The following is a 22,283-nucleotide window of genomic DNA, read 5'->3' on the forward strand; positions in this document are numbered from 1 at the left end:
GCCACGATTCCCCCGGCTGTAGACGAGGGGGCCCCACCCCCCGGTGCAGCTGTCCCAGTTCTGGTGCAGCGCGTCCCGACCCTGCAACGAGTTGTGAGCACCGCATCCGCACTCCCGTCGCACCCGGCGGGGGCCCCCACTGCGCCGCAACCGCGGCCCAGGTTTTCTCTCCACCGTGCGCGACCCAGCGCCGGTCGGAAAAGGAGTCCGCATGTCCCGTTACGCTCACGCCCGGAAGGCGGCGGTTGTCATGGCCGCCTCCACCGCGCTGCTGGTCACCGGCATACCGGTGATCGCCCAGGCGGCCACGCCGGACGCCCCGGCCGCCGTCGCGGCCCAGCAGGCGAGCCGCGCCCAGCTGATCTCCGCCGCGACCCAGCAGAGCGCCTCCCTCGCCCAGAGCCTGGGGCTGACCGGCGAGGAGAAGCTGGTCACCAAGGACGTCATCCAGGACGCGGACGGCACCCGCCACCTCCGGTACGAGCGCACCCTCAACGGGCTGCCCGTCCTGGGCGGGGACCTGGTGGTGCACCAGGCGCCCACCGGTGCGACCAAGAGCGTTGACCGGGCCAGCACCGCCTCGCTGAGCGGTGTGAGCACCACGCCGAAGCTGGCCGCGCCGGCCGCGCAGAGCGCCGCGCTCGCCGCCGAGCAGGGCACCGCGGTCGAGACCGCGCCGCGCCTGGTGGTCTGGGCCGCCGACAACAGCCCCCGGCTCGCCTGGGAGACCGTCGTCGCCTCCACCAAGTCCGACGGCACCCCGAGCAAGATGCACGTCGTCACCGACGCCACCAGTGGCCAGGTCATCCAGCAGTGGGACGGCATCGAGACGGGCTCCGGCAAGGGCGTCTTCGTCGGCAGCGTCACCATCGGCACCACCCAGTCCGGGTCGTCGTACCAGATGAAGGACGCCGCGCGCGGCAACGGCTACACCACCAACCTGAACCACGGGACCTCGGGCGCCGGCACGCTGTACAGCAAGTCGACCGACACCTGGGGCGACGGCACCGTCAACAACGGCGAGTCCGCCGCGGTCGACGCCCACTTCGGCGTCGCGTCCACCTGGGACTACTACAAGAACACCTTCGGCCGCAACGGCATCCGCAACGACGGTGTCGGCGCCTACAGCCGCGTCCACTACGGCAACAACTACGTGAACGCGTTCTGGGACGACTCCTGCTTCTGCATGACCTACGGCGACGGCTCCAACAACACCGCGCCGCTGACCGAGCTGGACGTCGCCGGCCACGAGATGAGCCACGGCGTCACCTCGGCCACCGCGAACCTGACCTACTCGGGCGAGTCCGGCGGCCTCAACGAGGCCACCTCGGACATCTTCGGCACCATGGTCGAGTTCTCCGCCAACATCCCGAGCGACAACCCCGACTACCTGATCGGTGAGTTGATCGACATCAACGGGAACGGCACCCCGCTGCGCTACATGGACAAGCCGTCCAAGGACGGTGCCTCGGCCGACTACTGGTCCTCCACCGTCGGCAACAAGGACGTCCACTACTCGTCCGGTGTCGCCAACCACTTCTTCTACCTGCTCTCCGAGGGCAGCGGCGCGAAGGTCATCAACGGCGTCAGCTACGACTCGCCGACCCAGGGCAACATCGCGGTCACCGGCATCGGCCGGGACAAGGCGGCGGCCGTCTGGTACCGCGCGCTGACCACCTACATGACCTCCAACACCAACTACGCCGCGGCGCGCACCGCGACGGAGAAGGCGGCCACCGACCTGTACGGTGCCGGCAGCGCCGAGCTGACCGCGGTCAGCACCGCGTGGGCGGGCGTCAACGTCGGCACGGCGCCCAACCCGGGCGGCGTCACCGTCACCAACCCGGGCAACCAGTCCACCGCCGTCGGCGGCGCGGTCAACCTGTCGATCAAGGCCACCGGCGGCACCGCCCCGCTGACCTACTCGGCCACCGGCCTGCCCACCGGCCTGTCGATCAACTCCTCCACCGGCGTGATCACCGGCACCGCCTCCACCGCGGGCACCTACAACGTGACCGTCACGGCGAAGGACTCGGCCGGCAAGACCGGCACCACCAGCTTCACCTGGACCGTCTCCACCGGTGGCGGCGGCTGCACGCCGGCCCAGCTGCTGGGCAACGCGGGCTTCGAGACGGGTACGGCGACGCCGTGGACCGCGTCGAGCGGCGTGGTGGACAACAGCTCCTCCCAGGCGGCCCACGGCGGCTCCTGGAAGGCGTGGATGAACGGTTACGGCTCCACCCACTCGGACTCGCTGTCGCAGACCGTGAGCATCCCGTCGGGCTGCAAGGCGACGCTGAGCTTCTGGCTGCACATCGACACCGCCGAGTCGGGCAGCACCGCGTACGACAAGCTGACCGTGACCGTGAACGGCACCGCGCTGAAGACCTACTCCAACGCGGACGCCGCGGCGGGCTACCAGCAGCGCACCTTCGACCTGTCGGCCTACGCGGGCCAGACGGTCACCGTGAAGTTCGCCGGGACCGAGGACGCCTCGCTCCAGACCAGCTTCGTGATCGACGACACCGCCGTCCAGACCGGCTGAGCCCGGTCCGGCTCCTGAGGGGCCGGTGAACCAGGACAGGTGAGGGGCCCGGTGGCTACGGCCGCCGGGCCCTTGTCGTGCCCTGCGCCCCCTGGGGCTGGACCAGGGTCTTGACGCCCTCGGCAGTCGCCTCTAGGTTCAGCGCTGCAAGTTTCCGGCAAGTTACAGAAACTTCCTTCAGGTTCACCCTCCGGCTGCCCCACCCCAGCCACCCCCAGGAGACGACGTGGTCACCACCGCCCCCACCCGCCGCCGGCCCGCCCGCGCGGCCGGCGCGCTCGCCGCCTCGGCGGCGCTCGCGCTCTCGCTCGGCACCTCCCTCGGTACCCCCGCCGCCCAGGCCGCCCCGCCCGCGAACAACGGCAAGGACGTCACCGCCACCCTCTTCGAGTGGCGCTTCGACTCCGTCGCCCAGGCCTGCACCTCCACCCTCGGCCCCAAGGGCTACGGCTTCGTGGAGGTCTCGCCGCCGCAGGAGCACATCCAGGGTCCGCAGTGGTGGACCTCCTACCAGCCGGTCGGCTACAAGATCGCCGGGCGGCTCGGGGACCGCACGTCGTTCAGGAACATGGTCACCGCCTGCCACGCGGCCGGGGTCAAGGTGATCGCCGACGCGGTGGTCAACCACATGTCGGCGGGCTCCGGCACCGGCACCGGCGGTACCGCGTACACCAAGTACAACTACCCCGGCACGTACCAGGACCAGGACTTCCACGGCTGCCGTCAGGCGATCGGCGACTACCAGGACCGCGCCAACGTTCAGAACTGCGAACTGGTGGACCTCGCCGACCTGAACACCGGCAGCGCGTACGTCCAGACCACCGTCGCCCACTACCTGGACGACCTCGCCTCGCTCGGCGTCGACGGCTACCGGATCGACGCCGCCAAGCACATCGCCGCCGCCGACCTCGCCGCGATCAAGGCCAGGATGGCCAACCCCGGCGCGTACTGGGTCCAGGAGGTCATCTACGGCGCCGGCGAGCCGATCCAGCCCACCGAGTACACCGGCACCGGCGACGTGGACGAGTTCCGGGTCGGCACCGACCTCAAGCGGATGTTCACCACCGACAAGCTCGCCAACCTCAGCGGCTGGGGCGCCTCCTGGGGCTACCTGCCGAGCGGCCAGGCCCGCGGCTTCGTCGACAACTGGGACACCGAGCGCAACGGCTCCACCCTCAACTACACCTACGGCAACACCTACACGCTGGCCAACGTCTTCCTGCTGGCCTCGCCGTACGGCGCCCCCAACGTCTACTCCGGCTACGCCTTCACCAACAAGGACGACGGCCCGCCGAACGGCGGCACCGTCAACGCCTGCTACCAGGACGGCTGGAACTGCACCCACGCCTGGCGGCAGGTCGCCAACATGGTCGGCTTCCGCAACGCGGTGGCGGGCACCGGGGTGACCGACTGGTGGTCCAACGGCAACAACGCGATCGCCTTCGGCCGCGGCAACAAGGGCTACGTCGCGATCAACCACGAGGGCGGCGCGATCACCCGGACCTTCCAGACCGGGCTGCCGGCCGGCACCTACTGCGACGTCCAGCACGGCGACCCGCAGCCGGGCGGCGGCTGCACCGGCCCGACCTACCAGGTGGGCGCCAACGGGCAGTTCACCGCGACGGTCGGCGCGGGCGACGCGGTCGCGCTGTACGTCCAGCCGGGCGCGAGCGTCTCCGGCGCGTCGTTCAACGTCAACGCGACCACCTCGTACGGGCAGAGCCTCTACGTGGTCGGCGACGCGGCGGCGCTCGGCGGCTGGGACGCGGCGAAGGCGCTGCCGCTCTCCTCGGCCGGCTACCCGGTCTGGTCGCTGGCGCTGTCGCTGCCGGCCGGCACGTCCTTCCAGTACAAGTACGTCCGCAAGGACGCGAGCGGCGCGGTGACCTGGGAGTCCGGCGCCAACCGGACGGCGACGGTGCCCTCGGGCGGGACGGTCACGCTGAACGACACCTGGCGGCCGTGAGCCGCGGGCCCCGGCCCCTACCGGGGGAGCGGGCCGGTTTCGGGGGAGCGGCGGCGCTGCCGCCGCCGCTCCGTACAGGTGGCGGACCGGTCCGTCACCCCCGCCCGACGTACGGCATGGCCGTCGCCATCACGGTGGCGAACTGGACGTTGGCCTCCAGCGGCAGCCCGGCCATGTGCCGCACGGTGCGCGCCACGTCGGCCACGTCCATGGTCGGCTCGGGCGCGATCCGGCCGTCCGCCTGCCGCACGCCCGCTCCCATCGCCGACGTCATCTCGGTCGCCGCGTTGCCGATGTCGATCTGCCCGCAGGCGATCCGGTATGGGCGGCCGTCCAGGGAGAGCGACTTGGTCAGCCCGGTGACGGCGTGCTTGGTCGCGGTGTAGGCGATCGAGTGCGGGCGCGGGACGTGCGCGGAGACCGAGCCGTTGTTGATGATCCGGCCGCCCTGCGGGTCCTGCGCCCTCATCTGTCGGAACGCGGCCCGGGCGCAGAGGAAGGCGCCGGTCAGGTTGAGGTCGACCACGGCCCGCCAGTCCTCGACCGCCAGCTCCTCCAGCGGGACGGCCGGGCCGAAGGCGCCGGCGTTGTTGAACAGCAGGTCCACCCGGCCGTGGCGCCCGGCGGCCGTGGCGAACAGCGCGTCCACCGCGTCCGGGTCGGTGACGTCGGTCGGCAGCACGTCGGCCGGGACGGCGCAGAGCCCCGCGGTCTCCCGCAGCGGCCCGGGCCGCCGGCCGGCCAGCACCGTCCGCCAGCCGGCCGCGGCCAGTTCGACCGCCACGGCCCGGCCGACGCCGCTCCCGGCTCCGGTGACGACGGCGATGCGCTGGTTCATGGCACCCTCCTCGATGACTGGTCCCGGCGGCGGCCCCGGGCCCGCCCTGGAGATCGTTCCGGATCGGCGGGCCGCCGTCACCGGTCGGATCCCCCGCGGTTCGGGCGGGTCGGGGAGGGCTCGCCATCTACCTCGGCCGTCCACCCCCGCCGTCCGGCCCCCGCCGACCGGAGGGGCGGTGAAGGCCTTTGCCTGACCGCGAACAAACATTGGACTTCCGGTGGCCACCGCGCAACCGGGTCACCCCGGCCCACGTCATAAGATCGCAGGACGGCGCACCCCCGCGAGGGGCGGCGCGCCGTCACTCCGGGGGACGCACCAGTGCCGCGCCCCCGGGCCTGTCCGGCCCCACCGGGGGGCCGCCGCCCGGTCAGACGGACCGGGCGCGACATCGGTCGGAGAGTCCTCACCGTGCTTAGGCAGTCGTCCCGTTCCCGCGCCGTCCTGTCCGGCGCCGCCGTGCTCGCCCTGGCCGCCTCGCTCGCGGCCTGCGGGAGTTCCGGCGGTGGGAAGGGGGACAGTGCCACGGCGAACGCCACCCCGGCCGGCGGCAGCAGCTCGGCGGGCAGCCCGAGCGCCACCGGCACCGGCCCGGCCGCGACCGGCAGCGCGACCCCGGCCGCCGCCGGCAAGGTGCTGATGCCCACCGGGCCCGCCGCGGCCCTCAACAAGGCCCGGGACACCGGCGCCGGCCCGATCTTCACGACCAAGGTGACCGGCGCGAAGTCCGGCGTCACCGGCCAGGTCTGGGTCTGGCTGCCGCCCGAGTACAACGACCCCAAGTTCGCCAAGACCGGCTTCCCGGTGCTCACCCTGTTCGCGGGCGGCCAGAGCAACGGCTACAACACCTGGACCGACAACCAGCTGCCGATCCAGGAGGAGAACGAGCGGCTGGTCAAGGAGGGCAAGTCCCACCCGTTCATCATGATCATGCCGGTGCAGAACTTCAACGGCGACGAGAAGAACGCGCTGGACTGCTCCGACATCCCGGGCCAGCCCAAGATGGGCACCTGGATGGCCGAGGACCTCCCGGACTTCGTCCGCGCCAACTTCCGCACCGTGAAGGGCCGCGACGGCTGGGGCGTGATGGGCGCCTCCACCGGCGGCTTCTGCAGCGCCAAGCTCGCCCTCCAGTACCCGCAGGTCTACAAGGCCGCGGTGCCGATCGACGGCTACTTCATCCCGGACTCGGGGCTGTGGAAGGGCCACGACGCCGAGCGCGCGGCCAACAACCCGGACGTGCTGGTCGCCCAGGGCAAGGCCGACGTGAGCATGCTGGTCACCGCGGGCGGCGCCAACCCGTACGAGACCAAGGTGGTCAAGAGCTGGGTGGCCAAGGCGGTGCCGCCGCTGAGCCTGGAGTACCACGAGCAGCCCGGCGGCAAGCACCTGACCTCCGACTTCAAGAAGATGATCCCGGACACCCTGGTGTGGCTCACCGCCCACCTGGCGGGGCCGGCGGCGGACTGAGGCCCCTGCCCCTCCCCGCTCTCACCCGCTCTCATCCGGACCGCCGGTGCCGGGACGCGTTCGCGCTCCCGGCACCGGCGGTTCTGCTGTGATGCCGTCCTGCTGTTATGTCGTCCTGCCGACCTGCCGACCTGCCGACCTGCCGACCTGCCGACCTGCCGACCTGCCGACCTGCCGACCTGCTGTCCGGCGGGCCCGCCGGAGGTCGCCGTAGGGTTCCGCCGCCCGTCCGCAGGCCCGTGACCTGCGCGTCAATCGGACATTGATTCGCTTCTGATCGACTGCGAGCACCTTGGCTGGGGCGGTCCTCGACCGGCCGCCGCCACCCGTGCCCCAAGCCGTGAAGAGAGTCCCATGCCGATCCACCTGGTGCCCCAGCCCGTCTCCACCGTGCCCGCGCAGGGCCAGCCCGGATCCGCCCCGCTGGGCGCGGACGTGTACGGGCGGGCCGCGGACGACGAGCCGGCCACCCTGCGGTTCGCCGGGCTGCGCCTGGTGCACGCCGCGCTGCGCCGGGACCTCGCCCGGCTGCCCAACGCGCTGCGGCTGCTCCAGCCCGGCGAGGACGACAAGGGCGAGGCGCTGCTGCGGCACTGGAACTTCATGACCGCGATGCTCACCTGCCACCACGAGCAGCAGGACACCCGGCTCTGGCCGATCGTGCGCCGCTTCGCGCCCGAGCTGCGGCTGCTGCTCAACTGGCTGGAGGACGACCACCACAACCTGGACCACTCCTTCACCCGGGTCACCACGCTGGTGCGGATCGCCAGCCGGGACACCGGCAGCGCCTGGCCGGTCGCCTACGCGATGGAGGACCTGGCGGCCCGGCTGGAGACCCACCTGCGGATCGAGGAGCGGCAGCTGCTGCCCCGGATGGAGCGGGTGGTCCCCGAGGGCTCCCGGCTCGGCGGGCTCGGCGAACTGCTGGACCTGCTGCGGCTGGCCGACGGCCCGGGCATGGCGGACGCGCTGGTCTGGCTGCTGGAGGGCGTGGAGCCCGCGCTGGTCGAGCGGCTGCTGGCCGAGTGCGACGACGACGTGGCCCGCAACTGGCCGCACTGGCACGCGACCTACCAGCGCTGCACCTCGCCGCTGTGGGGCCCGGTGGACGACCCCGCGGACGGTCCGGCCGGGAGGCAGGCCGACGGCACCGGCCTCGGCTTCGACGGCCTGGGGAGCATCACCGACTGACCCCGGGGTGTTTTCGCGGGCCGCTGGTCTACGCGCGTGGCGCGAGCCCCTGGCATATGCCGGAACCATCGCTTGCCCGACGTTCCGTCAACTCGCGGCGTTTTTTGAGGGAGTCGACCCAGTGCTCTCGGGGTCCGGCCGCCCCGGGCCGTACCAGGGGAGGCGTCCCGCTGACGGCCGATGGCGGGACGCACCCGCCGCACTACCGCCGCCGGCATGACCACAGCGCGCAGCACCCCGGACCCCCACCGCAACCGTTCCCGCACCCGCCGCCGGACCCGCCGCCGGCGCGGCCCCGCGCTCCCCGGCGCCCTCGCCGACGACGCGTGCCCGGACGCCTACTCCGGCAGGCGGTTGAGCCACTCCAGCGGGGCGACCCGGATCGCCGTGTTCGGCGAGCCGTCCCACTGCGCGGGCAGCCCGACCGCCTCCAGCGCGGCGACCACCGCCTGCCCGACCTCCACCGTCCGGCGCTCCGAGACCTCGGCCGTCTCCTCCCCGACGCGGAACCCGCCGTAGCGCAGCGTCAGCCCCCGTCCGGCGGCCGCCGCCTCGGTGTCCTGCTGGTGGAAGAAGACGAAGCCGAACGAGTCCTCCCCGGCCTCGCCGCCGATCTCCGCGTAACCGCAGCCGGCGCAGCAGGTGAAGTCCATCGCCGCGACGATGCCCTGGTCCTCCAGCGCGTCGAAGGCGTCCGCCAGTCGGTCCACGTCGGTGGTCTCCGGCCAGGCCGCCTGCTCGGCCAGCCGCCGGGCCCACAGCGGAGCGACGATCCGCTCCGCCTCCTCCTGCGTCAGCCCCTGGTCGTCGAGGTCCTCGACCAGGGACTCGGCTATCTCGTCCGGCTCCTGGAAGCCGCACCGGATCAACTCGCGGGCCCGCTCCTGGGCTTCGCGCAGCACGTCGGGAACCGTCTCCTCGGTCATGCCCGCATCGTCGCACCCCCCACTGACAATCCGCGGGCCTCCGGTGCCACCGTGCTGCTACCGTCCGCCGGTGACCTCTCTGCTGCAACCACCGCTGATCACTCGGCTGCTGGCCGCCGAGCGCATCCTGGTCGCCGGAGCCGGCGGTGGCTTCGACGTGTACGCCGGGCTGCCGATCGCCCTCGCCCTGCGGGCCGCGGGCAAGGAGGTGCACCTGGCCAACCTCTCCTTCACCCACCTCTACGGCCTGCCCCGGGACGTCTGGGAGGAGTCCGACGTGGCCCGGATCGGGCCGGACACCGCCGCCCCCGAGGGCTACTTCCCGGAGCGCACCCTGGCCCGCTGGCTGAACCTGCACCGGATGCCCGACACCGTGTGGGCCTTCCCGACGGTGGGCGTGCGGCCGCTGCGCAAGGCCTACCGCGCGCTGGTCCGCCGGCTGGGCGTGGACGCGATCCTGTTGGTGGACGGCGGCACCGACATCCTGATGCGCGGCGACGAGGCCGGGCTCGGCACCCCGGAGGAGGACATGGCGAGCCTGGCCGCGGTGGCCGGGCTGTCCGAGGTGCCCGAGCGGCTGGTCGCCTGCCTGGGCTTCGGCGTCGACGCCCACCACGGCGTCAACCACTCCCTGGTGCTGGAGAACCTCGCCGCGATCGACCGGGCCGGCGGCTACCTCGGCGCCTTCTCCCTGCCGCGGGACAGCCGGGAGGGCGTGCTCTACCTGGACGCCGTCGAGCATGCCCGGGCGGCGTTCCCGGAGCACCCCAGCATCGTCAACGGCTCGGTGGCGGCGGCGCTGCGCGGCGAGTTCGGCGACGTCCGCTTCACCGAGCGGACCAAGGGCGAGGCGCTCTTCGTCAATCCGCTGATGACGCTCTACTTCGGTGTCACGGTCGAGGCGCTGGCCGCCGAGAACCTGTACCTGGACCGGCTGGAGCGCACCGTGGTGACCCGCCAGATCGCCACCGCCATCGCGGAGTTCCAGGACGAGCTGCCCCGCCGGCGGCCGCCCCGGCAGTTCCCGCACTGACCCGGGTACGGGCGCAGGGGAGGCGGGCGGACCGGCCGGTCAGAACGCGGCGAGCCGGAACTCCAGGTTCCCGAACCGCACCTGGTCGCCCGCCCGGACCCGTACGCCGCCGGCTATCCGGCGCCCGTTCACATGGGTGCCGTTGGTCGAGCCGAGGTCGTACAGCACCCAGCCGCCCTGCTCGTGCCGCAGTTCGGCGTGGTGCCGGGACACCGAGGCGTCGTGCAGCCGCAGCCCCGAACCGGGGAGCCGGCCGATCGTCAACTGCCCGGCCCCGGCCTGCGGCAGGCTCAGCCCCGGCAGCCGCTCGGTGCGCCAGGCCCGGCCGAGTCGGGCGCCGAAGGCGGACGCCCGCCCGACCGTGCGCAGCACGAGGCGCTCGACCGGTCCGCCGGTCGGCAGCCCGGCCACCGCCTCGTCCAACTCGCCGCGGCTGGTGGCGTGCAGGACGATGTCCATCCGGCCGAGGAAGGTGTCGTGCGAGAGTCGTCCGCTGCCCGCGCCGTCCCGCAGCATCCCGAGCGCCTGGTCCCGTTCGGCGTCGGAGGGCCGGACCGCGCCGGCCGGCCCGGCCGCGGCGGTGGGGAGCTCAGGAGGCGTCATGGCCAAATTGTCGGCGCGGCCGACTCCGGCTGTCCAGATCGCGCCGTGCACGGGCGCGGGGTTCGTACGTCACGGCAGTCCAGACGCCCTTTCCGACCGGTCGGTTCCGCCCGTTCCGGGGTGCCGTACGGCCGGTTCCCGACCGCCGTACGGCCTGCCGTCCCCGACCGCCGTACGGGCCGTCAGGCCTTGCGGGCGGCGGCCAGGATCTTCTCGGTGGTGTGCAGGAACCGGGAGGTGACCGCCCCCCGGTAGGCCTTGCCGAACATGTCCTTGGTGACCCACCGGCCGTCCTGGAGGTGGATCACCACGTACGCGGCCCCCGGATCGGCGCCGAGCACCTCGACGTCGCCCTTCGGCGAGCGGTACGGGAGGGGGAGTTCGGCGGGCAGCGGTTCGGAGAGGAACGCGACGACCAGCCGGATGTCCGGCGTCACCTCGACGCCCCGGAAGGGCTCGGCGGCGATCAGCTCGGCCACCTCGTCGACCGTCCGCAGCATCACCGGCACCGGGTACCCGAGCGCCTGCTCCAGGTGCTCCTCGATCCGCCGGGTCAGCGCCGCGCGGTCCGGTTCACCGGTGGTGGAACCGTCGGTGGTGAAGAAGACGTTGCCGCTCTGGATGTAGGAGCGGACGTTCCCGAGCCCGAGCTCGGCGAAGAGCGCCCGCAGCCGCTCCATCCGCACCGTCCGGCCGCCGACGTTGATGGCCCGCAGGAAGGCGATGTACGTGGTCGTGGTGGTCACCCCGCCAGTGTGGCACCGGCCACCGACAACGACCCGGTGCCCTCGTCGGCCCCGGTCGTCCCGCACGGCGGCCGTCGGTACCGGGTGCCAGACTGGCGCCATGGCTACCTGGCAGGATTTCGAGTACGAGGCCCCTGACCTGGCGCCCCTGGTCCGGGCCCGGTTCGAGGCGAACAAGCACCACGTCCTGGCGACGCTGCGCAAGGACGGATCGCCCCGGGTGAGCGGGACGGAGGTCTCCTTCGTCGGCGCCGACCTGTGGATCGGGTCGATGTACGGCGCGGTCAAGGCGCGCGACCTGCGGCGCGACGCCCGCTTCGCCCTGCACGCGCACCCGGGGGACGAGACCATGGCCGGCGGGGACTCCAAGGTCTCCGGCCGGGCGGTGGAGATCACCGACGAGACCGAACTCGCCGCCTTCGCCGCCGATCTGCCCGAGCCGCCGCCCACCCCGTTCCACGCGTTCCGACTGGAACTCGACCAGGTGGTGCACACCGCCCTGGAGGGCGACCACCTGCTCGTCCACAACTGGTACCCGGGCCGGTCGGTGGAGACGATCCAGCTCCACTGACCGGCCCGGCCGACCGCAACCGCCCTACGGCAGCACGGACTTGAGGGCCTCAGGGGTGCGGGCCACGACGGCGTGCCCGTCGTCCGCGGTGATGATCGGGCGCTGGATCAGGATCGGGTGCTCGGCCATCGCCGCGATCCAGCGCTCCCGCTCGCCCTCCTCCCGGGGCCAGTCCTTCATCCCGAGGTCCTTCGCGGTCTGCTCGTCGGTGCGGGTGATGTCCCACGGCTCCAGGCCGAGGCGCTCCAGCACCTGCGCCAACTCCGCCGCGGTCGGCGGGTCCTCCAGGTAGCGTCGCACGGTGTACTCGACTCCGGCGGCTTCCAGCTCGCCGAGCGCCGTCCGGCACTTTCCGCACCGCGGGTTGATCCAGATCTCCATGCCGGCCACCCTATCGAGCCGCCCGTGCCTGCCCCGGGACCCGCCGCTCGCGATTCGGCCCGCCCTCGACCCGATCCCGCCCGCCACCCGCCCCACCCGCGATCCGGCCCGTGCGGGAACTCCGCCGGCCCCACCGGCGGTTGACCCCGCAGGAAGTGCGATCTCGGGAGGGGAGCACCGCATGGACGGCGCGGCGATCATCGAACAACTGATGACCACGGAGGTCAGGACCGACCCGTACCCGCTGTACGCCAGGGCCCACGAACTGGGCCCGGTGGCCCCGGCCGGGGACGGCATGTTCGTGGTGAGCGGCTACGCGGCGGTCAACAAGGTGCTGCGCACCCCCGCCTTCGGCGTCGCGACCGCCGAGATGATGTCCGGCCTGGCCCCCGAGTACGCCGCGCACGCGTCGCTCGCCCTGTTCGGCCGCTCGATCCTCCAGCGCAACGCCCCCGACCAGCCCCGGGTCCGCTCGCTGATCGCCTCCGTGTTCACCGCCCGCCGGGTCGCCGCGCTGCGCCCGGCCGTGGAGACGGCTGTCGACCGGCTGCTGGACGGGATGGCCGAGCAGGGCGCCGACGGTTCGCCGGTGGACTTCATGGACGCCTTCGCCTTCCGGTTGCCGGTCGGGGTGATCTGCGAGCTGCTCGGCGTCCCCGAGCAGGACCGCTACCGCTTCCGCGAACTCGCCTCCGACCTGACCGTCGCGCTGGAGATCGTCCAGGACCTGGACGAGCTGGCCGCCGCGGACCGGGCCGCCGACGAGCTGGCCCGGTACTTCACCGAGCTGGCCGCCGAGCGCCTGGCCCGTCCGCAGGACGACCTGGTCACCGACCTGGCCCGGATCGCCGCCGCGGACGACGAGCGGCTCTCCGCCCAGGAGCTGCTGGCCAACCTGGTGCTGCTGCTGGTGGCCGGCTTCGAGACCACCACCAACCTCCTCGGCAACGGCCTGGCCCTGCTGTTCCGCCATCCCGAGGCGGCCGCCGGGCTGCGCAGCGGGGCGGTCACCCCGGCCGGGTTCGCCGACGAGGTGCTGCGCTTCGACTCCCCGGTCCAGGCCACCGGACGGGTCGCGCTGGAGGACGGCCTGACCGTCGAGGGCCTGCCGATCCCGCCGGGCAGCGAGGTGACCCTGCTGATCGGCGCGGCCAACCACGACCCGGCCCGGTACGAGCGCCCCGAGGTCTTCGACCCGACCCGCACCGACAGCCAGCCGCTCAGCTTCGGCGGCGGCACCCACTTCTGCCTGGGCTCCCAGCTGGCCCGGCTGGAGGCCGAGGTCGCGGTGCCCGCCCTGCTCGACCGCTTCCCCCGGCTCGCCCCCGGCGGCGTGCCGACCCGGCGCGACCGACTGGTGCTGCGCGGCTACGAGACCCTGCCGGTGACCGTCCGCTGACCCCGCCGTGACCAGCGGTTTCCGGGGGCGGCGGCGCGCGGTGGGCCGGTTCCTCCGGCCCCGGGAACCGGGACGTTCGGCCGTTCGTGGCTGAGCCGTTCGTGGGAGAGCATGGAGGGACGAAACCGGCCAAACCGGACTGATCGCCCGGAGCAGCCGCCCTGCCAGGAGGTCCCCGCCGTGCCCACAGCACCCCGCCCGCCGCGCCCCGCGGCGCTGGAGCCCAGGGTGCCGCGGTGGGTGCCCTGGCTGCCGGTGCTCCTGCTGGTGCTGGACCTGGTCGCCGAGGCCGTCGTCCCCGACGCCGTCGCCGCCGGCTTCCTGCTGACCGCGCTGCCCGTGGTGGCCGCGTTCAGCTACGGCCCGGCGCTGACCGCCGTCACCACGGCCGGATCCCTGGCGCTCCAACTCGTCCTGGCGCTGCGCGCGGGCCACGTCGACGAGCAGCACCACGTCTGGGTCTACATCGCCACCCTGCTCTCCGGCGTCATGGGCACCGCGCTGTCCTGGCAGCGCACCCGGCAGAACCGCAACCTGCTCCAGGCCCGTACGGTCGCCGAGACCCTTCAGCGCACCGTGCTGCGCCCGGTGCCCGAGCGGGCCGGCGGGCTGCGGGTGGCCGGCCTCTACCGCCCGGCACGGGCCGACGTGCTGGTCGGCGGGGACCTGTACGAGGTGTGCGACACCCGCTTCGGCGTGCGGGTGCTGCTCGGCGACGTCCGGGGCAAGGGCCTGGGCGCGGTCCGCACCGTCGCCGACGTCCTCGGCGCGTTCCGGGCGGCCGCGCACGACACCCCGGGGCTGGTCGAACTCGCCGACCAGCTGGACCGGGCGGTGCTGCGCGACGCCGCCGACCGCGGCGACGACGAGCTGTTCGTCACCGCCGTCCTGCTCCAGTACCGGCCCGGCTCGGACTGCGTGGAGATCGTCAACCGCGGCCACACCACTCCGCTGCTACTCGGCGGGGGCGGCATCACCCCGGTGTCCTGCGCCGAGGAGCTCCCGCTCGGCCTCGGCCACCTCGGCCCCGCCGAGGAGCGCGGAAAGGCGATCGCCGTCGCGCTGCCCCCGGGCCACACGCTGCTGCTCTACACCGACGGCGTCAGCGAGGCCCGGGACGGCACCGGCGCCTTCTACCCGCTGGCCCCGCGCCTCGCCGCGCTCGGCACCACCGCCCCCGACCGGGTGGTCTCCTTCCTGGCCCAGGACGTCCACCGGTACGCCGGCCTGCTCGCCGACGACCTCGCCGTCCTCGCCCTCACTCCGGACGTCCCGTAGGCCCGGCCCACTCCCAGAGGTTCGCGAACAGCTCCGCCTGCTCCCGGGGCGTCGTCGAGGGCTACGGGCCCCCGATGGCGGGCAAGGAGGGAGGGTGTGCGGCAGGTCCGGCAGCAGCTCCGGCGGCATCGACCGCTTCCCGATCCCGGCGAACGGCACCCCGGCCCGCGCGGCGTACACCCAGTGGCCGAACTCCCGCACCGCCGCCCCGGGATCGGCCCGTCCGCCTCCCGTCACCCGAACGGGCCTGTCAGGATGCTGCCGGGTACGGGACTGCGCAGGCTGCTGGCAACGACCGGGCGCGACCGGGCCCCGAGGGCGCGGCACGGGAGGACGAGATCGACGGGACACGGACGACGGACACCGGCACGGGAACCGGCGCGCCCCTGCTCGCGCGATGCGCCCTGGCGGCGGCGGTGGGAGCCGTGGGGGTGCTGCTGTTCGCGCTGGGGGAGGGCGGACTGCTGGTGGTCGGGGCCGGGCTGCTCGGACTGGTCGTCTGGGCCGCCGGCGCATGGTGGTTCCTGGCTTACCGGGGCGCGGTCCGGGCGTTCGGGCTGCTCGTCGCGGCCGCGGCGCCGGTCGCGGTGCTGGTGTTCTTCGCCCACCGCACGCTGTGGCTGACCGCCCTGGTCCTCGTCCTGGTCTGGGCCACCGCACTGGCCTTCGCCCGTGCGGCGCTGCGCCGGACCCGCCCGGAGCAGCCGATGCGGGCGAGCGCCGCGCCGCGGCCGCGGCGGCCGGTCCTGATCATGAATCCGAAGTCCGGCGGCGGGAAGGTCGGCCGCTTCGGGCTGGTCGAGCGGGCGGAGGAACTCGGCGCCCGGGTGGTCCTGCTCGACCCCGACGCACCCGCCGACGTCGCCGCGCTGGCCCGGACGGCCGTGGCCGAGGGCGCGGACCTGCTCGGCGTGGCGGGCGGCGACGGCACCCAGGCGCTGGTCGCGGCCGTCGCCGCCGACCACGACCTGCCGTTCCTGGTGATCTCGGCCGGCACCCGCAACCACTTCGCCATGGACCTGGGCCTCGACCGCACCGACCCCGCCCGCTGCCTGGACGCGCTGACCGACGGCGAGGAACTGCGGGTCGACCTCGGCGTGGTCGCGGGCAGGCCCTTCGTCAACACCGCCTCCTTCGGGGTGTACGCCGACCTCGTGCAGCGCCCCGAGTACCGCGACGACAAGGCCGGTACGGCGCTCAACCTGCTGCCGGACCTGCTGGTCGGCGACGGCGTCCGGCGGATCGAGGCGCGGGCCGACACCACCGTGCTGACCACCCAGCAGGCGCTGCTGGTCAGCAACAACCCCTACGGCTCGACCGAGGACCTCGGCCTCGACGGCCGCCGCCCCCGGCTCGACGCCGGCCGGCTCGGCTTGCTGGGCATCCGCGTGGAGGGCGCGGCACAGGCCGCGGACCTGGCCCTGCGCGGCGCCCAGTCCACCGGGCTGACGGTGCTGACCGCCCGGCGGGTGGAGGTGACCGCGGACGAGGACGAGATCCCGGTGGCGGTCGACGGCGAGGCGCTGCGGATGTCCGTACCGGTGGTGTGCACGCTGCGCCCGCAGGCCCTGCGGGTCCTGGTGCCGCGCGACCGCCCGGGAGTTCCCGCCCCCGTACCGCCCGTGACCTGGCGCCGGCTGACCGCCATCGCCTTCGGCCGCTCCGACCGCTCCGACCGCACAGACCGCACAGACCGCACAGACCGCACAGACCGCACAGACCGCTCCGACCCGACCGCCGAGGGGCCGACCCGTGACTGACCCGAACCACGACGCCACCCCGTCGGCCCCGTCGGCCCCGCCCGTCCCGACGACCGCCGACACGCCGACCGAGGCCGTGCTCAGCGACCTGCGGGCGATCGACGGGGCCGTCTACGCGGCCGTCGCCGCCACCCCCACCCCGACCCTGGACTCCGCGCTGCGCCGGCTCTCCCGGGCCGCTGACCGCTCGAAGATCTCGCTGACCGTCGCCGCGCTCCTCGCCCCGTGGCCCGGCCGCCCCCGGCAGGCGGCGGTGGCCGGGGTCGGCGCGGTGGCGCTGGCCTCGGTGACGGCGAACCTGCTCGGCAAGCGGCTGGTCCGCCGTCGCCGGCCCGACCGCGAGCTGGCCCGGGTGGCCGTCGACCGGCAGGTGCCGATGCCGGAGTCGGCCTCCTTCCCGTCCGGGCACACGGCCTCGGCGACGGCCTTCGCCACCGCGGTCGGGGTGCTGCTGCCGCCGATGGCGGTGCCGCTCGGCGCGCTGGCGGCCGCGGTCGGCTACTCCCGCGTCCACACCGGCGTGCACTACCCGGGCGACGTCGCGGCCGGCGCGCTGCTCGGCTTCGCCGCCGCGGTGGCGTCCCTGGCCGTCGTCCGGAGCGTGTCGCCGAGCCTCCCGGAATGAGCGGGCCGCGCACCGGCCCGGCCGCCGACCCGGAGCCCGACCGGTGGCTCTCGGAACGCCGCCGCTCGTCGGCGAGCGTCCTGGTCGCGACCGGCACGGCGGTGCTGCTGATCGCCGTGGACGACGACTGGTGGCGGATCTCGGGCGCGGACGTGGGCGTCCTGGTGCTGCTCGCCTACCTCCTCCCGTACTTCGCGATCACCTCGGTGGTCTTCACCACCGCGTCCGGCGAGCGGGTGCGCGGCTGGGCCCGGCGCACGGAGCGCGGCACGGTGCTCCAGCGCTACGTCCTCGGCTCGGCGCCCGGGCCGGGCGTCTCGATCCCCATCGCGGCCGCCGCCCTGCTGGTGGCGATGGTCTGGCGCCCCGGCTACCTGGGCTCCGAACTCGCCCCGGTGCCCCGCGCGCTGGTGGCCCTCGTCCTGGTCGTGCTCGCCTGGGCCTGTGTGGCGGTCTCCTTCGCGGTCGCCTTCCAGGCCGACAACCTGGTGGAGGACGAACAGGGCCTGGACTTCCCCGGCGGCGGCCGCCCCACCTGGTTCGACTACCTCTACTTCGCCCTCTCCCTGATGACCACCTTCGGCACCACCGACGTCAACGTGGTCTCCCGGGAGATGCGCCGCACGGTGGCGGCCAACTCGCTCATCGCCTTCGTCTTCAACACCGTCACCGTGGCGAGCCTGGTCTCCGCTCTGAACAGCCTCTGACCCCGCGCAGCCCCGGCCGGCGGGTTCAGAGGGTGAGCAGGCCGATGGCGTAGCCGTCATGGTCCACGACCGGCCAGGCTGCCAGGTCCCGGGTGCGCATGGTGGCCGCCGCGGTGGTGGCGGGCATGTCGAGAGTGGCGAACGGGGCACGGTCGAGGGCGATGTCGCGGACCGGGGTCCGTGAGGTGGACCGGGAGCGGGCCTGGAACGGGGCGAGGTGCCGGCGGGTCAGCAGCCCGGCGCAGCGGCCGTCGTCGTCGCGGACCAGGAGGTGGTCGGTGCCCGAGCTGTCCAGGATGTGGATCGCCACGTCGAGCATGACGTCGTCGCTGATCTGGAGCTCGGGGCCGGTCATGAGGTCGCGGACCGTGGCGGTCGCGGTCGTGTGGTCCAGCGTGACGGTCATGGGCGGACTCCTTCGTGTCGGTTCCGCCGTGGCGGGCGGTGGTCGGGCACTGACGACGGCAGGACGGCCGGCTAGGCGGCGAGGGCGACGCGCCTGGACGGGCGGCGGCGGCCGGAGGAGCCCTGGGCGGCGCGGGTGTCCGCAGCGGTGGGGGCGGGGCGGCTGCGACGGTTGCGGCCGGGGGAGGTGCTGCGGCGGGGGCGTTCGACGACGGGGGCGGGGATCACGGTGGGGATGCCGGTGGGCACGCGCGCGCCGGTGATCCGGGCCAGGTCCTCGTCTCCGGCGCTGACCCTGGTGGTGACGGGGGTGATGGCGGCCGTTGCCATCATGCGGGTCATCGCGCGGCGCTGGTTGGGCAGCACCAGGGTGACGACGGTGCCGGACTCGCCGGCCCGGGCGGTGCGGCCGCCCCGGTGGAGGTAGTCCTTGTGGTCGGCCGGCGGGTCCAGGTTGACGACCAGGTCGAGCCCGTCGACGTGGATGCCCCGGGCGGCGACGTTGGTCGCGATCAACGCGGTCACCTGGCCGGTGCGGAACTGCTCCAGGGTCCGGGTGCGCTGGGGCTGGGACTTGCCGCCGTGCAGCGCCGCGGCCTTCACCCCGTCCGCGAGCAGGTCCTGCACCAGGCGGTCCGCGCCGTGCTTGGTGTCGGTGAACATGATCACCCTGCCGTCGCGGGACGCGATGTGGGCGATGGTGGCGTTCTTGTCGAAGTTCTGGACGTGCAGCACGTGGTGCTCCATGGTGCTGACCGCTCCGGCGGACGGGTCGACCGAGTGGGTGACCGGGTCCTTGAGGAAGCGCCGCACCAGGCGGTCGACGTTGCGGTCCAGGGTGGCCGAGAACAGCATGGTCTGGCCGCCCTCGGCGACCTGGTCGAGCAGCTCGGTGACCTGCGGAAGGAAGCCCATGTCGGCCATCTGGTCGGCCTCGTCGAGGACCGTGATGCCGACCCCGTCCAGCTGGCAGTCGCCGCGCTGGATCAGGTCCTTGAGCCGGCCGGGGGTGGCGACCACGACCTCCGCACCCCGATTCAGCGCCTGGGCCTGGCGTCCGATCGACATCCCGCCCACCACGGCCGCCATCCGCAGGCGCACCGCGTGGGCGAAGGGGGTGAGGGCGTCGGTGACCTGCTGGGCGAGCTCGCGGGTGGGGACCAGCACCAGGGCCAGCGGGCGGCGCGGTTCGGCCTTCTGCCCGGCGGTGCGGGCCAGCACGGCGAGGCCGAACGCGATGGTCTTGCCCGAGCCGGTGCGGCCCCGGCCGAGGACGTCGCGGCCGGCCAGCGAGTTCGGCAGGGTCGCGGCCTGGATCGGGAACGGCGCGGTGACGCCCTGGCGGGTCAGGGTGGAGAGCAGGGCCTTGGGCATGTCGAGCTCGGCGAAGCCTTCGACGGCCGGCAGCGCGGGGGTGGTGCTCACCGGCATCGCGAACTCCTGCTGCTGGGAGGAGCCCTGACGGGAGCTACGGCCGCCGGCCGGGCGGTCGCCGTAGAAGGAGCTGCCGCCGGAGCGGGAGTTGCCACCCGAGCGGGAGGACGAGGACGAGCGGGAGTCGGTGTTCCGGTACGGGGAGCGGCTGGAGCGGTTCATGCGGGAGACCTTCCTCGGAGCGGCACGTCACGAGGAAGGCTCCGCGGCGCAGGGCAGCGCGGAGACCGCAAGGGAACGGGCCGAAGATGTGACGGGTGGGGCGTGGACGGTGGAACCGTGCGGCACGTCACCTACGGTCGGCGCTCACCGCGCGGAGCGGGAGCGAGGGACCTCGAAGCCGTGAGATGTCACGGCAGGGCGCCGATCCGGACGCGACGCTGTGCGTCTCGCGTGGGGATGGGCGCCGGTGGCGGAGCCAGGGGCCTGAACGGCCGGGGGATGCGCGTGGCGCAATGCCGAAGGGCCCGCACCAGGCGTGTGCACGGTGCGGGCCCCTCGCTGCTAGGCGGGTGCCGTGGCAGAAACTACAGCGGACGAATGTTCTCGGCCTGCGGGCCCTTCTGGCCCTGCGTGACGTCGAACTCGACCTTCTGGCCCTCGAGCAGCTCACGGAAGCCGTTGGCGTTGATGTTCGAGTAGTGGGCGAAGACGTCGGGGCCGCCACCCTCCTGCTCGATGAAGCCGAAGCCCTTTTCCGCGTTGAACCACTTCACAGTGCCATTAGCCATAAAAAATCTCCTTCAAGGGCCGTCCGAAGCGCACACAGCGCACGCTTCGAGTCGCCGCGATGAGCACCCGCCCGGGGAAGAGCCGGGAAACAGAAAATGCGCCTGCGAAACATCAGCAGGCGCACACAAAGTTCATGGGAACCACTACTGCAACTAAGACGACAGTAGCAGGCCGCGGCCCACCGCGGTGGGATATTTCCGCCCCGGATTTTCGGAGCCCACCCCCGGAGCTGCCGGGCCGGGGCCGACGGGCCGGTCAACGCGCTTGGAGGGCAAGCTGGTTGACCGAGTGGATCACTCGGCCGGGCCGGCCGTCCTCGTGGGTGAGACGACCGAAGGTGCCGCGTCCCCGTCCTCGCGGCAGCCGGCAGGGGGGCGGACCGCGCCTGCCGGAGCCGCCGAGGGGACGAACCGGACGAGCGTGCGCGTCCTTCGGAGCCCCTGGGAAATCGATGGCGCCGGGAAAGTCCGGCCTCGCGATTTCGAGCGCATACTGGAGCTGATGACGAAATACGCAGCAGTCCCCCGCCACCTGCCCACCAGCCCCTTCAAGGCCCGGGCGGAGGCGCCGCGCAAGCACTTCGCCGTCGGCGACCGGGTCACTCATGACACCTACGGCCTCGGCCGGGTCATCGGTGTCGAAGGCGACACCGCTGTGCTCGTCGACTTCGGGTCACGACAGGAACGCATCACTCAGCCGTACACCGCGATGTTCAATCTCTGACCAGTCGACCGCCAGTCCCGGCCGGCCGTCCCGCGTCGGTTCGCCGACGGGGCGTGCCGACCGGGACGGCTGTCACGTCGTTCCGGCGCGCACCGGTCCGAGCGGGCCGGGCTCCCACCTCATCGCGTCCTGTGTGGCGGCCGCGGTCGGAGGTGGACTGCGGCGCGCGTCGTGGAGGTCGCGGGCCGGCAGTCCGGTTCTCCTCAGGTGCGGTCGTGACGGAGTTCGGCGTTGATGCGCAGGGCTTCTTCGAGTTGGTCCTCGAGGATGATGATGCGGCAGGCGGCGTCGAGCGGGGTGCCCTGGTCGACGATCTCGCGGGCGCGCGCGGCGATGCGCAGCTGGTAGCGGGAGTAGCGGCGGTGGCCGCCGGCTGATCGCTGGGGGTTGATGAGTTTCGCCTCGTCGAGGCTGCGCAGGAAGCCCGGCGTGGTGCCCAGGATCTCTGCGGCCCGGCCCATGGTGTAGGCGGGGTAGTCGTCGTCGTCGAACTTGGTCTCTGCGCTCATGTGGTCCGCCGTGTCGTGGTCGGTGGCGAGGGTGGTCTGATCCACCAGCACCTTCTTTCTCGGGAAACGGGTCGAGGGCCCCGGCGCTGTTGTGCGCCGGGGCCCAGGGATATGTGGATTCACTGCACCATCTACTGCACTACTACTGCCGGCTGATTCGCCGGCCTGTGGTGTCCGCACTGCCCGGGGGAGCGGCAGGATGCGGGGATCGCGTATGCGTGACCGAAGACCACCTCTTCCATGACGTTCCATGACGATGGTTACTGCGGTGACCGCCCGGCTGGTACTGCGTGCCGTGGCGGGCGATCCGACGGGGTGAACCCTTCCCTTCTCCTCTGGTGTGCATCGTGCGTACTGCGGTACTGCGAACGGCAGGGATGCTGCCGGTACTGCGGTTACTGCGTTACTGCGCGTGCGCGACCGCCACCGCCCCGGGCCCAC

21 protein-coding genes are annotated in these 22,283 nt (G+C 73.3%); 12 read left to right on the plus strand and 9 right to left on the minus strand.

Going from position 1 to position 22,283, the window contains the following annotated elements; translation table 11 throughout:
• Positions 1 to 211: 211 nt before the first annotated feature.
• Both ACZ7RU_RS02340 and ACZ7RU_RS02345 read left to right on the plus strand, forming a co-directional pair.
• Complete coding sequence (locus ACZ7RU_RS02340) at positions 212 to 2,545, plus strand: M4 family metallopeptidase (protein WP_470339079.1); 2,334 nt, start codon at positions 212 to 214, stop codon at positions 2,543 to 2,545.
• A 226-nt stretch (positions 2,546 to 2,771) separates the two neighbouring features.
• Positions 2,772 to 4,511, plus strand: coding sequence for a carbohydrate-binding module family 20 domain-containing protein (locus ACZ7RU_RS02345; protein WP_470339080.1), 1,740 nt, complete (start codon positions 2,772 to 2,774; stop codon positions 4,509 to 4,511).
• A gap of 94 nt (positions 4,512 to 4,605) precedes the next feature.
• On the opposite strand, the gene ACZ7RU_RS02350 is transcribed toward ACZ7RU_RS02345, so the two are convergent.
• The gene (locus tag ACZ7RU_RS02350; protein WP_470339081.1) at positions 4,606 to 5,349 is read right to left on the minus strand and encodes an SDR family oxidoreductase; all 744 of its coding nucleotides are present in this window, start codon (positions 5,347 to 5,349) and stop codon (positions 4,606 to 4,608) included.
• A 411-nt stretch (positions 5,350 to 5,760) separates the two neighbouring features.
• Here ACZ7RU_RS02350 and ACZ7RU_RS02355 point away from each other — a divergent pair, with 411 nt between their 5' ends.
• Entirely contained in the window at positions 5,761 to 6,819 is a 1,059-nt protein-coding gene (locus ACZ7RU_RS02355) for an alpha/beta hydrolase (RefSeq protein WP_470339082.1), read from the plus strand.
• A gap of 354 nt (positions 6,820 to 7,173) precedes the next feature.
• The gene (locus tag ACZ7RU_RS02360) at positions 7,174 to 8,010 is read left to right on the plus strand and encodes a hemerythrin domain-containing protein (protein WP_470339083.1); all 837 of its coding nucleotides are present in this window, start codon (positions 7,174 to 7,176) and stop codon (positions 8,008 to 8,010) included.
• 338 nt (positions 8,011 to 8,348) lie between these two features.
• Here ACZ7RU_RS02360 and ACZ7RU_RS02365 read toward each other — a convergent pair whose 3' ends face one another.
• Entirely contained in the window at positions 8,349 to 8,936 is a 588-nt protein-coding gene (locus ACZ7RU_RS02365) for a DUF6891 domain-containing protein (protein ID WP_470339084.1), read from the minus strand.
• 70 nt (positions 8,937 to 9,006) lie between these two features.
• Here ACZ7RU_RS02365 and ACZ7RU_RS02370 point away from each other — a divergent pair, with 70 nt between their 5' ends.
• Entirely contained in the window at positions 9,007 to 9,969 is a 963-nt protein-coding gene (locus tag ACZ7RU_RS02370) for a DUF1152 domain-containing protein (protein WP_470339085.1), read from the plus strand.
• 39 nt (positions 9,970 to 10,008) lie between these two features.
• Here ACZ7RU_RS02370 and ACZ7RU_RS02375 read toward each other — a convergent pair whose 3' ends face one another.
• Both ACZ7RU_RS02375 and ACZ7RU_RS02380 read right to left on the minus strand, forming a co-directional pair.
• Positions 10,009 to 10,572, minus strand: a complete 564-nt coding sequence (locus ACZ7RU_RS02375) for an FHA domain-containing protein (protein WP_470339086.1) — start codon at positions 10,570 to 10,572, stop codon at positions 10,009 to 10,011.
• 182 nt (positions 10,573 to 10,754) lie between these two features.
• Positions 10,755 to 11,318, minus strand: a complete 564-nt coding sequence (locus ACZ7RU_RS02380; RefSeq protein WP_470339087.1) for a DUF1697 domain-containing protein — start codon at positions 11,316 to 11,318, stop codon at positions 10,755 to 10,757.
• A 100-nt stretch (positions 11,319 to 11,418) separates the two neighbouring features.
• Here ACZ7RU_RS02380 and ACZ7RU_RS02385 point away from each other — a divergent pair, with 100 nt between their 5' ends.
• A complete protein-coding gene (locus ACZ7RU_RS02385) occupies positions 11,419 to 11,889 on the plus strand; it encodes a pyridoxamine 5'-phosphate oxidase family protein (protein WP_470339088.1) in 471 nt (156 codons plus the stop codon).
• Positions 11,890 to 11,913: 24 nt separating this feature from the next.
• Here the strand turns inward: ACZ7RU_RS02385 and ACZ7RU_RS02390 are convergent, their stop codons facing one another.
• Positions 11,914 to 12,270 (minus strand): arsenate reductase family protein, encoded by a 357-nt coding sequence (locus ACZ7RU_RS02390; RefSeq protein WP_470339089.1) that lies wholly within the window; start codon positions 12,268 to 12,270, stop codon positions 11,914 to 11,916.
• Between the two features lie 181 nt (positions 12,271 to 12,451).
• On the opposite strand from ACZ7RU_RS02390, the gene ACZ7RU_RS02395 reads away from it, so the two are divergent.
• From ACZ7RU_RS02395 to ACZ7RU_RS02415, 5 genes are all read left to right on the plus strand, one after another.
• Positions 12,452 to 13,669, plus strand: a complete 1,218-nt coding sequence (locus ACZ7RU_RS02395; RefSeq protein ID WP_470339090.1) for a cytochrome P450 — start codon at positions 12,452 to 12,454, stop codon at positions 13,667 to 13,669.
• A gap of 180 nt (positions 13,670 to 13,849) precedes the next feature.
• Complete coding sequence (locus tag ACZ7RU_RS02400; RefSeq protein WP_470339091.1) at positions 13,850 to 14,947, plus strand: PP2C family protein-serine/threonine phosphatase; 1,098 nt, start codon at positions 13,850 to 13,852, stop codon at positions 14,945 to 14,947.
• Between the two features lie 416 nt (positions 14,948 to 15,363).
• Positions 15,364 to 16,707 carry a diacylglycerol/lipid kinase family protein gene (locus tag ACZ7RU_RS02405; RefSeq protein ID WP_470339092.1) on the plus strand — a complete coding sequence of 448 codons (1,344 nt, stop codon included), beginning with the start codon at positions 15,364 to 15,366 and terminating at the stop codon, positions 16,705 to 16,707.
• Positions 16,700 to 17,332: a phosphatase PAP2 family protein gene (locus ACZ7RU_RS02410; RefSeq protein WP_470339093.1), complete on the plus strand. Its 633-nt coding sequence runs from the start codon at positions 16,700 to 16,702 to the stop codon at positions 17,330 to 17,332. The genes ACZ7RU_RS02405 and ACZ7RU_RS02410 overlap by 8 nt, the downstream gene beginning before the upstream one ends.
• Positions 17,329 to 18,039: a DUF1345 domain-containing protein gene (locus ACZ7RU_RS02415; RefSeq protein ID WP_470339094.1), complete on the plus strand. Its 711-nt coding sequence runs from the start codon at positions 17,329 to 17,331 to the stop codon at positions 18,037 to 18,039. Before ACZ7RU_RS02410 ends, ACZ7RU_RS02415 begins: the two co-directional genes overlap by 4 nt.
• 25 nt (positions 18,040 to 18,064) lie before the next feature.
• Here ACZ7RU_RS02415 and ACZ7RU_RS02420 read toward each other — a convergent pair whose 3' ends face one another.
• From ACZ7RU_RS02420 to ACZ7RU_RS02430, 3 genes are all read right to left on the minus strand, one after another.
• Positions 18,065 to 18,445 (minus strand): CBS domain-containing protein, encoded by a 381-nt coding sequence (locus tag ACZ7RU_RS02420; RefSeq protein ID WP_470339095.1) that lies wholly within the window; start codon positions 18,443 to 18,445, stop codon positions 18,065 to 18,067.
• A gap of 71 nt (positions 18,446 to 18,516) precedes the next feature.
• Entirely contained in the window at positions 18,517 to 20,040 is a 1,524-nt protein-coding gene (locus ACZ7RU_RS02425) for a DEAD/DEAH box helicase (RefSeq protein ID WP_470339096.1), read from the minus strand.
• A gap of 365 nt (positions 20,041 to 20,405) precedes the next feature.
• Positions 20,406 to 20,609, minus strand: coding sequence for a cold-shock protein (locus ACZ7RU_RS02430; protein ID WP_030918248.1), 204 nt, complete (start codon positions 20,607 to 20,609; stop codon positions 20,406 to 20,408).
• A gap of 502 nt (positions 20,610 to 21,111) precedes the next feature.
• Between ACZ7RU_RS02430 and ACZ7RU_RS02435 the strand changes: the two genes are divergently transcribed.
• Positions 21,112 to 21,333 carry a hypothetical protein gene (locus ACZ7RU_RS02435; RefSeq protein ID WP_470339097.1) on the plus strand — a complete coding sequence of 74 codons (222 nt, stop codon included), beginning with the start codon at positions 21,112 to 21,114 and terminating at the stop codon, positions 21,331 to 21,333.
• Positions 21,334 to 21,536: 203 nt separating this feature from the next.
• Here the strand turns inward: ACZ7RU_RS02435 and ACZ7RU_RS02440 are convergent, their stop codons facing one another.
• Positions 21,537 to 21,842 (minus strand): MerR family transcriptional regulator, encoded by a 306-nt coding sequence (locus ACZ7RU_RS02440; protein ID WP_470339304.1) that lies wholly within the window; start codon positions 21,840 to 21,842, stop codon positions 21,537 to 21,539.
• Positions 21,843 to 22,283: the final 441 nt, after the last annotated feature.

Source organism: Kitasatospora sp. NPDC114501, from assembly GCF_055633695.1.